A 10,877-nucleotide genomic window follows, 5' to 3' on the forward strand; every position below is an offset into this window, starting at 1 on the left:
ACGTTCTCGCCGGCCTTCTTGACGTTGGCCTTCGCCTGGTCGGCGCGGCCCTCGGCCTCGAGCTTCTCGTTGTCGGTCACCTTGCCGGCGGCCTCCTTCGCCTTGCCAGCGAGGTCCTGAGCGGTGTTCTTGATCTTGTCATCGAGTCCCATGGGGGATCCTTTCTCTCTTCATCGGTGGTTCTGCGGTGGTCTGAGGTCGGTGTTCCCGGCGGTCACAGAGGGATCGCGAAGATGCTCGCCATCACGGGCAGCGCCGCGGCGGCGACGAGGGCGACGAGTCCCACGACCCCGGCGGATCGCCAGCTCGGGGTGCGGGTGGTGACCAGGGACGCGCGACCGATACCGGTCGCGCGTCCCACGGCCTCGCGTGCGGGGAGCGGTGCGAGGCTGACCGCCGTCGAGAGCGCCGACGATGCGTCGGGAGATCCTGGGGAGACGCGGATGGGGGAATTCGTTGCTCTGGACATGTGATCACCTTCTTCGTCGGAAAGATTACTAGGTGAACTAGTGAATTGCCAGCCTAGTGAAATATTGATGTATTCCCCTTACGCTCAAGAGATGACGGAGCTCACCCAGCCCACGGGCCACGAAGAGGCGCTGCGCGCCGTCCCCCACGACGACGGATCGGCGCCCCGGGCGCTCGTCCTCGGCGCCACGGGCTACATCGGCGGCCGCCTCACCCCGCGGCTGCTGAACGCCGGATACCGGGTGCGGGTGCTCGCGCGGGACGCGGCGCGAGCGGCATCCTTCCCCTGGGGATCCGACTGCGAGATCGTCGAGGGCTCCGCCGACGATGCGGACGCTGTGGCCGAGGCCATGCGCGACGTCGACGTCGTCTACTACCTGATCCACTCGATGACCGCCGGCAAGGGCTTCGAAGAGAGCGATGAGCGCGCGGCGACGACGGTGGCGGATGCCGCGGCTGCCGCTGGCGTGCGCCGGATCGTCTACCTCGGCGGGCTGCACCCCGAAGACGCGAAGCTGTCACCGCATCTGCGCTCGCGGGTGCGCGTCGGCGAGATCTTCCTCGAATCCGGTGTGCCGACGCTCGTTCTGCAGGCAGGCGTCGTGATCGGCTCGGGCTCGGCGTCGTTCGAGATGATCAGGCACCTCACCGACGTGCTGCCCTATATGCCGGCGCCGAAGTGGGTGCGCAACCGCATCCAGCCCATCGCCGTGCGCGACGTGCTGCACTATCTGCTGGGCGCCGCGCGCGTGGACGACGACGTGAATTCTGCGGTCGACATCGGCGGACCCGACGTGCTGCGCTACGGACAGATGATGAACGGCTACGCGCTCGAGGCAGGCCTGCGCCAGCGCGCGATCGCATCACTGCCGGTGCTGACCCCCGGCCTGGCCTCGCACTGGGTCAACCTGGTGACCCCGGTGCCGCGGTCGATCGCGCGGCCGCTCGTCGCGTCGCTGCAGAACGAGTGCATCGTGAAGGATCACGCGATCGACGACCTGATCGCGAAGCCCGACGGCGGGCTGACCCCGTATCGCACCGCCGTCTCGCTGGCACTGGGTCGCGACGCCGCAGACACCATCGAGACGAGCTGGCAGGATGCCGAGGTCTCGGGTGCCCCGAGCGACCCGCTGCCCAGCGACCCGGACTGGGCCGGACGCACCGTCTTCACCGACACCCGCGAACTGAAGACCGCCGCCCCGGTCGATGGGCTGTGGCGCGTCATCATCGGCATCGGCGGATCGAACGGCTGGTACTCGTCGAAGTTCCTCTGGGCGGTGCGCGGCTGGATGGATCGACTGGTCGGCGGAGTGGGTCTGCGCCGTGGTCGACGCAGCAAGGCCGAGGCCCGGGTCGGTGACGCGATCGACTTCTGGCGCGTCGAAGCCGTCGAGGAGCCCGGACGTCAGACCGACTCCTCCCCCGCGAGCGGCGGACTGCTGCGCCTGCGGGCCGAGATGAAGGTGCCCGGCGAGGCGTGGCTCGAGCTGCGCGCCCTGCCCGAGGGCGACGGATCGCGTTACGAGCAGCGGGCCGTGTTCTTCCCCCGCGGACTCGCCGGGCGACTGTACTGGCTGGGCGTGCTGCCGTTCCACGGGTTCATCTTCGCGGGCATGGCGGCTCAGATCACCGCGGCCGCGGCGGTTCCCGTCGAGACGGTCGCGCCCGGTGCGGGGGATGGGGCGGGGGCCGCCTGAGCCCTGGCGCCCCCCGCATCCCGCCTCCCGCACTCCGTCGCGCATGGCGGGGCCACTTCGGCATCCGGACTCACGTGCGGGGCCACTTTCGCATGCCAAACGGCCGATTCGGATGCGTCAGTGACCCCGCGCCGGACCGACGTCGGCCCGGGCGGGGTCAAGAATGCACCTGGCGTCAGGAAGGACGCTCGGCGAGGCCCGCGGGGTCGGCGCCGTCATCGGTTCCGGCATCCGCTCTCGCACCGGCACCGGCATCCGCAGTCGCACCCGGAGTCGCATCGCCGGCCGCGATCGCACCGGCATCGGGGATGATGTCGATCGCCTCGGTCGCCGTCGCGTAGACCTCGGCAAGGCTGTCGTCGACGTCGGCCTCGTCGATCCACGCGAGGTCGTCTTCGGAGTGGTCGTACTCGACGGGCACGAGGGCGAAGTCGTCGCCGTACTCCTCGAGCCCCGCCATGACGCTGTGCCGCACGGCCATGCGGGCATACCGCTCACGCAGAATCAGCGGATCGCGTCTGAGGTCCTTCATGAACGCGACCATCATGAACGCCATGATCACCGCGAACGGCAGCGCGGCGATGATGGTGACGTTCTGCAGCGACTTCAGGCCGCTCCCCTCTTCGCCGGTGACGAGCAGCACGGCGGCGATCACTCCGACCAGCACACCCCAGACGACGGCGACCCAGCGCGAGGGCTCTGGCCGGCCCTGCTGCGACAGCGTGCCCATCACGAGCGATGCCGAGTCGGCTCCGGTGATGAAGAAGATCGAGATCAGCAGGATCAGCACGATGCTCGTGATCAGAGGGAACGGCAGGTTCTCGAGAACACCGAAGAGCACCTCTTCGGGGGGATCGACAGAGAGGTTCGCGCCGTCCATCTGCTGCTGGATCGCCGTCGTGCCGAAGATCGCGAACCAGACGAGCGAGATCACAGCGGGCACCACGATGACGACCGACACGAACTGGCGCAGCGACCGGCCGCGCGAGATCTTGGCGATGAACATTCCGACGAACGGCGACCATGAGATCCACCACGCCCAGTAGAAGATCGTCCAGCTCGACAGGAACATCTGCGCCTCGTCACCCTGCGATGCCGAGCGGGCGACCATCTCGGGCAGGTCGCCGAGGAACTGCACGGCGACCGACGGGATGACGTTGAGGATCAGCAGCGTCGGCCCGACGAAGAAGACGAAGAAGGCGAGCAGCAGCGCGACGACTGCGTTGATGTTCGACAGCGCACGGATGCCCTTCGAGACGCCCGAGACCGCCGAGGCGATGAAGCAGGCGGTGAGCACGGCGATCGCGGCGATGAGCACGCCGTTGCCGAGCTCGCCGATGCCGCTGACGATCTCGACGCCGTGGCCGATCTGCAGGGCGCCGAGCCCGAGCGAGGCGGCGGTGCCGAAGAGCGTGACGATGATCGAGAAGATGTCGATCGTGCGGCCGAGGGGTCCGGTGGTGCGCCCCTCGCCCAGCAGCGGAGCGAAGATCGAGGAGATCAGCGGGGTGCGGCCACGACGGAACGCACCGTAGGCGATCGCTCCACCGACGAGCGCGTAGAACGCCCACGCCTGCGGACCCCAGTGGTAGAGCACCTGGGCCTGAGCGGTGTGCATCGCATCGAGAGTGTTCGCCTCGACGGTGCCGGGCGGCGGGTTCTCGAAGAACGTGAGCGGCTCGGCGGCGCCCCAGAAGACGAGTCCGATGCCCATGCCGGCGGCGAAGAGCATCGAGATCCACGAGAACATCGAGAACTCGGGCTCTTCGTCGTCACGGCCGAGCGGGATGCGTCCATAGCGGCTGAAGCCGATGAACAGCATGAAGACCAGGATGACCGTGGCGATCGTCGTGAAGAAGAAGCCGAAGTACTCCACCACCCAGGCGAGCACGGTCGAGGTCGTACCCGAGAGGTTGTCGCCGGCGAAGACTCCCCATGCGATGAACGCGATGGTCAGTGCGACGGCGACGCCGAACACGAGCGGATCGGTGCGATAGGTGCGGCCCGTCTCTTCGACCGAGACGCCGGGAACGAGCGCCGGGTGCACGCCGCGAGGCGGCACGGCGGCGATGTCTCGGACGATCTTCTGGGCGGCCTCGGTGGCCTTCGCGGCCTGTCGCACTGCCGCGGTGTTGGTCTTCGGAGCGTCGGTGCGCGTGGGCGTCTTGTCGTCCGGAGTGTCCATGAGAACCCATTCTCCCATGCCGGCATACTGCGGTCGGTTGGGGCGATCCTCAGCGCTGGCGGCGCCCGCCGAAGACCGAGTGCAGCAGAGGCAGCGCCGAGACGCAGATTAGGGTGATGCCGAGCGGCGGCAGAGTCGCGACGAGCAGCGCGCCGCCCACGAGCATCGCGGCGAACAGAACACCGGAGCCGATGCGGCGGGCGATGCCCTCGAGCCGGTCGAGGCGGCGCTCGAGGGCCGACGTGTCGAAGGTGACGTTGCCGTCGTCGACGCGGGTGATGATCGCGTCGATGCGCTTCGGCAGACGGTAGGTGACGGCCGCGGTCTCCATGGCCTGCTGCGCCATGTCCTGCATGAGGTTGCCCGACTCGTCTCGCAGCAGCCGACCGGCATACGGCTCGGCGGCGTCCCACACGTTGAACGTCGGGTCGAGGCTCGAGCACATGCCCGAGGTCAGCGACACCGCACGGATCAGCAGCAGCATGTTCTCGGGCAGCTGCAGCGGCAACGATCGCACCATGTCGCCGAACTCGTCGGCGAAGTCCTTGAATTCCCGAGGGTCGACGGTGCTGAGTTCAGCGAAGCCCATGCCGCCGAACCGGGCGAACAGTGCGCGGAGCGCCCGTTCGAGCTCGGCGGTGTCGGCCGAGGGCAGCAGCACGCCGATCTCCTGCGCGGCGGTCACGAGTCCGCGGCTGTCGCGGCCGGCGACGGCGATCAGCAGTGTGCGCAGTCCGTCACGCAGGTTGGCGGGCACCTCGGCCATCATCCCGAAGTCGATGAAGGTGAGGCGGAAGTTCCGGCCGGTGGTGGATGCCGGCTCCGGCGTCACGAAGATGTTGCCGGGGTGCGGGTCGGCGTGCACGAAGCTGTGCGTGAACACCTGATCGAACATGACCTCGGCGAACACCTCTGCGACCTCGGTCGGATCGATGCCGGCTGCACGCAGAGCATCCGTGTCGTTGATCTTGATCGCCGTGACGTCAGAGAGAGTGAGCACGCGGCGGGTCGACCGCTCCCAGACGATCTCGGGGGCGCTGACGCGCGCATCCCCGGCGAAGTTCTCGCGGAACCTCTCGGCGCTGGCAGCCTCGTGCAGGTAGTCGATCTCTTCGAGGCTCGTCTGCGCGAACTCCTCGACGAGGCCGGGGGCATCGACGCGGTCGGCGACCAGGCGCACGCGGGTCAGCCACCGCGCGACGCGGCGGAGGGCCGCCAGGTCAACCGCGACGATCTCGTCGATGCCCGGGCGCTGCACCTTGACGACGACGTCGCCGAGTCCGGTGTCGGCGGCATCCTGCGCGGACAGCCGAGCGCGATGCGCCTGCCCGAGGGATGCCGCGGCCACCGGGTTCTCGTCGAACCAGGCGAACGCCTGCTCGAGCGGGCGACCGAGCTCTGCCTCAGCGGCGGCGCGGATGCCCGAGAACGGCACGGCCGGCACCTCGTCCTGCAGGCCCTCGAGCTCTTTGGTGATCTCGGGCGGCAGCACGTCGAGGCGCGACGACATGAACTGCCCGACCTTGATCATGAGCCCGCCGAGCTCGACCGCGAGACCGTGGAACCGCTTCGCGAACCGCTGCATCCGCGGGGCGCGGGTGCGCTCGGCGACCGAGCTCAGCCCGAGGCGCGGCAGAACGAGCTCGAACCACCAGATCTTGAAGAACTCGCGCGCCGCGAACGACAGGATGCGGCGGTACCGGGCACGATGGGCGCCCTGCGCCGCAGCATCCGTCATGTGTCGTCCCTGGGTCGTGTGCGATCAGTCCTGAGCGAGGATCGAGTACAGCCTACGGCGGGCGTCATCGAGGATCTCGACCGCCTGCTGCACCTGCTCGGTGCTGCCGCTGCGACCGACGGCGGCCGCGGCGGCCGCGAGGTCGACACCGGCCTTCGGCAGCGCGCTGTAACGGGGGTTGTCGTGCGAGCCCTCGCCCTTCGACTGCGACTCCCACGGAGCCGGCGTCTCGGTGTGCTCGGATGCGACGGCACGGCCGGCTTCGGTGAGCGAGTAGGTCTTGCGACCGTTCTGCTCTTGAGCCTCGATGAGGCCCTCGTCGGCGAGCAGCTGCAGGGTCGGGTACACCGAGCCTGCGCTGGGCTTCCACGATCCGCCGCTGCGATCGGCGATCTCGTTGATGATCTGGTAGCCGTGCATCGGCTTCTCGGTGAGCAGCGACAGCACCGCGGTGCGGACGTCGCCCTTCGCCATGCGCGAGCCGCCGCTGGGGCGCTGCTCGAACGACTTGCGGAGCTGCTCCATGGCATCGAAGATCGCGGATGCGGGTCCGCCGGGGCCCGCGCCGAAGCCGGATCCGCCGAACGGGTTCGAGGGGAATGCGTTGTTCATGATGACCTCCCGTGAGTGGTGAGCGATAGTCAACGATATATCGTTAAGGCCGGGTGCCGGGTGGGAGTTTCGGNNCTGCCGGTGATGTCGAATTCACCTGCCGTCTCCCCCGCGTCCACCTCCGTCCGAGTGAGCGTGGTGGTTCCGGTGTTCAAGCCGGGAGCCGCGTTCGACGAACTCATCGCGTCGCTCGACGCCCAGACGCTCGAGCACGACAGGTTCGAGGTACTGCTCTGCGACGACGGATCGGGAGAAGAGACGGCGGCGCGACTCGTCGAGGTCGCTCGCGACCGCGACTACGTGCGCGTGGCGTATCTGCCGCACTCCGGGTGGCCGGGCACACCCCGCAACCACGGGATCGACAACGCGCGCGGCACCTACATCCAGTTCGTCGATCAGGATGACTGGCTCTACCCCGGCGCACTGCAGGCGCTGTGCGACTACGCCGACCTCAACGGCTCCGACGTCGTGGTCGGCAAGGAGGTCGGGATCGGGCGACCGCTGCCGAAGCGCATCTTCCGGCGCGACGTGCCGAACGCCCGGCTCGGCGAAGACCCTCTGCTCGAGATGCTCACGCCGCACAAGATGTTCCGCACGGCATTCCTGCGCGAGAACCGCATCCGCTTCCCCGACGGCAAGGTGCGTCTCGAAGACCACCTCTTCGTCATGCGCGCGTATTTCGAGGCATCGACGATCTCGATCCTCGCGAACCAGCCCTGCTACGCGTGGGTCAAGCACGCGGGCAGCGCGAGCTCGTCGCGCATCGAGCCGGAGTCGTACTTCCCTCACCTCGAGGCGGTGCTCGATCTGGTCGAGCGCTACACCGAGCCCGGCCGACTGCGGGATCGCCTGCTTCGGCACTGGTTCCGCGGCAAGATCCTGAAGCGTCTGACGGGCAAGAAGATGCTCGGATACCCGGATGACTACCGCCAGCGCCTGATCGGCGTGGTGGGCCCGCTCGCACAGCGTCGGTTCGGGCCGGGAGTCGATGGCGGACTGTCGTTCCCGAATCGCATCCGGGCGGCGCTGCTGCGTGCCGACCGCCGTGCCGACCTCGTGACGTTCGCCCGGTTCGAGGTCGAGATGCAGTGCCGCGCGGTCGTGACATCGGCCCAGTGGTCGCGGGGCGGCGGCCTGTATCTGACGGTCGACGTCTCGGTCAGCCGCGACGGGCAGGACGCCCTGATCTTCGAGCCCGGCACCGGGATCCTGACCTCGCTGCCCGTGGCGATGGACGGCTTGCCCACGGGCCTGCTCGAGGCCGGGCGCGAGCTGAAGAACGATCAGGTCGCGCTGGTCCTGCGCGACAAGGCGGCCGGGGTCGAGCGTCGCATCGCGACCCTGCACCCCCGAACTCTGGGCACGGTGCGCCTCGCGATCGATCCGCTGAAGGTGTTCGGACCCGACGACGAGTCGCGCGGCGCGAAGCTGTTCGTCACGGTGCGCCGGGCGGGATGGACCTTCGACGTGCCCCTCACTGCGGATGCCGCGACGCTCGCCGCGGCCGGACGATCGCCGCTGCTCGCGGGCCGCACCTGCACACCCGTCGCCGGGCCGAGCGGCGCCGTGGAGCTGCGACGCGAGTGGCCCGGCGGGCGGCTCAAGGATCTGGCCGGACGCGCGGTACGACGGATGCGGAGCGGGTCGAGCACGTCGCGCACGTCGAGCGGGTCGCGCAGGAAGTGACCGGATGCCGCGTCAGCGCGGCAGCGTGAGCACCTCGGCTCCGGTCTCGGTGATCGCGATCGTGTGCTCGGTGTGCGCGGTGCGGCTGCCGGTCGCGCTGCGCAGCGTCCAGCCGTCGTCGTCGGTGATCAGCTGATCGGTGTCGGCCATGACCCACGGTTCGAGCGCGAGAAGCAGGCCGGGGCGAAGCCTGTAGCCACGACCGGGGCGTCCGTCGTTGGCGACGTGCGGATCCTGATGCATCGTCGACCCGATGCCGTGGCCGCCGAACTCGAGGTTGATCGGATAGCCGGCAGCGCTCAGCACCGTGCCGATCGCGTGCGAGAGGTCGCCGATGCGCGCACCGGGTCGGGCGACCGCGATGGCCGCGGCGAGCGCGCGCTCGGTGGCGTCGATCATGGCGAGATCGTCGGATGCCGCACTCGTGCCGACCACGAAGCTGATCGCCGCATCGGCCGAGATGCCCCGCAGCGTCACGGCGAGGTCGAGCGTGAGCAGATCGCCGTCGACGAGGGCGTAGTCGTGCGGCATCCCGTGCAGCACCGCATCGTTCACCGCCGTGCAGACGTAGTGGCCGAAGGGACCGCGGCCGAACGACGGGGCGTAGTCGACGTAGCAGGACTGCGCTCCGGCATGCTCGATCATCGTCTTCGTCCAGCGGTCGAGGTCGAGCAGGTTCACGCCGACCGTCGCGCGCTGCGTGAGGGACTGCAGGATGCTGCCGACGAGCGCCCCGGCGTCTCGCGCTCGGGCGAGCTCGGCGTCGTTCAGTATCTCGATCATGGGGTTCTCGACCTCCGAGTCATGCGGTTCCAATAACTATCCCGGTAATACTATCCCGGTATTAGAATCGGCACATGATGGTTCGGCTCCCCCTGACTCCTGCCGAGGTCGAGCGCGGAGAGCGTCTCGGCGCCCTGCTGCGGCGCGCCCGCGGCGACCGTTCGATGCTGAGCGTGGCGCTCGACGCCGGCGTCTCGCCCGAGACGCTGCGCAAGATCGAGTCCGGTCGCGTGGCGACCCCTGCCTTCTCGACCATCGCCGCGATCGCGGGCGTGCTGCACCTGTCGCTCGATTCGGTCTGGGCCGAGGTCGAGCCGGCGGTGCACGCGGTCGGCCGCGCGCAGGTCGCGTCCTGAGATGGCGCATGCGCTGATCACGGGAAGCTCGCGCGGCATCGGTCGCGCGGTCGCTCAGGCGTTCGCCCGACGGGGCGATCGCGTCGTCGTACACTTCGGCCGTGATCGCGCGGCTGCCGAAGAGACGCTCGCGTCACTCGAGGGATCAGGTCACGCGATCGTCGGCGGCGACCTCGGCGACCCCGTAGAGGTGCAGCGCGTGGTCGATGAGGCCATCGCCGCACTGGGTTCGCTCGACATCCTGGTGAACAACGCGGCGGTGGCGCCGAGCGCGTCGAACGAGCACCGCGTCGACTCCTCGTCATACGCCCGGTGGCAGGCGGCGTGGTCTGCGATGGTCTCGGTGAACCTGCTCGGCGCATCGAACGTGACGATGCTGGTGGCTCAGCACATGATCGAGCGCGGGTCCGCTGGGGCGATCGTCAACGTCGGCTCGCGCGGCGCCTACCGCGGTGAGGCCGATCACCCCGCGTACGCCGCGACGAAGGCCGGACTGCAGGCGTTCGGTCAGTCGATGGCACTGGTGCTCGCGCCGCACGGGATCTCGGTGACCTCGGTCGCACCGGGGATGGTCGCGACCGAGCGCCAGTCGGCGAAGCTCGAGGGAGAGCAGGGCGACAGCATCCGCGGTCAGAGTCCGTTCGGTCGCGTGGGCACCCCCGATGAGGTGGCGGATGCCGTCGCCTACCTCACCTCGCCGACGGCCGCATGGGCCTCGGGCACGGTGCTCGACCTGAACGGCGCGTCGTACTTCCGCTGAGCACTGGGTTATGCCGCCTTCGGGAGGAGAACCGCTTCGCGGGAGGAGGTGGGTTCCTGCGCCCTAGGCGCGCAGCACCGACTGCAGGAGCCCGGGGAACAGCTCGTCGAGCTCGTCGCGCCGCAGCGTCAGCATCCGTCGTCGCCCGTTCGGTTCGTTGCGGATGACGCCCGCTTCGCGGAGCACCTTCATGAAGTGCGACTTGGTCGACTTCGGCAGGTTCGGGTCGGTCGCGTGGCACTCGGCCATGTCGAGCGGACCGTCGGCGAGCTGCCGCGCGATCGCCAGGCGCTCGGGGTCGCTGAGCGCGAAGAGCACGTCGGTGAGCTGGATCTCGGAACGATCCGGATGCGGGAGGTCGCCTGGCATGGTTCGAGAATAGTTGAACAATCGACGGATGGCGAGTACGCTCCGATAGTTCGATGATTCTCGAACTCACGGACCGACCCACCCTGCGGGAGCCTGCATGACCACCACGTCACCGATCGACACGACAGCGACGGCATCCGCGATCCGGCGTCCCCGTTTCGGTTTCGCGCTGGCCATCGTGACGCAGATCGCGATGATGATGGGCGCGAGCGCACCGTCGCCG

11 protein-coding genes are annotated in these 10,877 nt (G+C 68.9%); 4 read left to right on the forward strand and 7 right to left on the reverse strand.

The genetic code is table 11. The features are described from left to right. On the reverse strand, window positions 1-152 hold a 152-nt coding region (locus tag J7E68_RS07770), incomplete at its 3' end, for a CsbD family protein (protein ID WP_215171453.1). Window positions 153-214: 62 nt separating this feature from the next. Further along, a complete protein-coding gene (locus J7E68_RS07775; RefSeq protein ID WP_215171438.1) occupies window positions 215-469 on the reverse strand; it encodes a hypothetical protein in 255 nt (84 codons plus the stop codon). Window positions 470-560: 91 nt separating this feature from the next. Here J7E68_RS07775 and J7E68_RS07780 point away from each other — a divergent pair, with 91 nt between their 5' ends. Next, window positions 561-2,165, forward strand: coding sequence for an SDR family oxidoreductase (locus J7E68_RS07780; RefSeq protein WP_215171439.1), 1,605 nt, complete (start codon window positions 561-563; stop codon window positions 2,163-2,165). Between the two features lie 175 nt (window positions 2,166-2,340). Here J7E68_RS07780 and J7E68_RS07785 read toward each other — a convergent pair whose 3' ends face one another. Genes J7E68_RS07785 through J7E68_RS07795 form a run of 3 tightly spaced genes read right to left on the reverse strand, consistent with a single transcriptional unit; the run spans window position 2,341 to window position 6,700 of the window. Next, a complete protein-coding gene (locus tag J7E68_RS07785) occupies window positions 2,341-4,350 on the reverse strand; it encodes a BCCT family transporter (protein WP_251048761.1) in 2,010 nt (669 codons plus the stop codon). Window positions 4,351-4,399: 49 nt separating this feature from the next. Next, window positions 4,400-6,088 (reverse strand): AarF/ABC1/UbiB kinase family protein, encoded by a 1,689-nt coding sequence (locus J7E68_RS07790; protein ID WP_215171441.1) that lies wholly within the window; start codon window positions 6,086-6,088, stop codon window positions 4,400-4,402. Window positions 6,089-6,112: 24 nt separating this feature from the next. Continuing rightward, the gene (locus J7E68_RS07795) at window positions 6,113-6,700 is read right to left on the reverse strand and encodes a PadR family transcriptional regulator (RefSeq protein ID WP_215171443.1); all 588 of its coding nucleotides are present in this window, start codon (window positions 6,698-6,700) and stop codon (window positions 6,113-6,115) included. A gap of 135 nt (window positions 6,701-6,835) precedes the next feature. Between J7E68_RS07795 and J7E68_RS07800 the strand changes: the two genes are divergently transcribed. After that, window positions 6,836-8,386, forward strand: a complete 1,551-nt coding sequence (locus tag J7E68_RS07800; RefSeq protein WP_215171445.1) for a glycosyltransferase family A protein — start codon at window positions 6,836-6,838, stop codon at window positions 8,384-8,386. 12 nt (window positions 8,387-8,398) lie between these two features. Here the strand turns inward: J7E68_RS07800 and map are convergent, their stop codons facing one another. After that, a complete protein-coding gene (gene map / locus J7E68_RS07805) occupies window positions 8,399-9,169 on the reverse strand; it encodes a type I methionyl aminopeptidase (protein WP_215171447.1) in 771 nt (256 codons plus the stop codon). A gap of 77 nt (window positions 9,170-9,246) precedes the next feature. On the opposite strand from map, the gene J7E68_RS07810 reads away from it, so the two are divergent. Both J7E68_RS07810 and J7E68_RS07815 read left to right on the forward strand, forming a co-directional pair. Further along, on the forward strand, window positions 9,247-9,525 hold the full coding sequence (locus tag J7E68_RS07810; protein WP_215171455.1) for a helix-turn-helix transcriptional regulator: 279 nt from the start codon (window positions 9,247-9,249) through the stop codon (window positions 9,523-9,525). Between the two features lies 1 nt (window position 9,526). Next, on the forward strand, window positions 9,527-10,285 hold the full coding sequence (locus J7E68_RS07815; RefSeq protein ID WP_215171449.1) for an SDR family oxidoreductase: 759 nt from the start codon (window positions 9,527-9,529) through the stop codon (window positions 10,283-10,285). A 63-nt stretch (window positions 10,286-10,348) separates the two neighbouring features. Here the strand turns inward: J7E68_RS07815 and J7E68_RS07820 are convergent, their stop codons facing one another. Beyond that, window positions 10,349-10,654, reverse strand: coding sequence for an ArsR family transcriptional regulator (locus J7E68_RS07820; protein WP_215171451.1), 306 nt, complete (start codon window positions 10,652-10,654; stop codon window positions 10,349-10,351). Window positions 10,655-10,877 lie beyond the last annotated feature (223 nt).

Source organism: Microbacterium sp. ISL-103 (genome assembly GCF_018613995.1).
Lineage (GTDB): Bacteria > Actinomycetota > Actinomycetes > Actinomycetales > Microbacteriaceae > Microbacterium.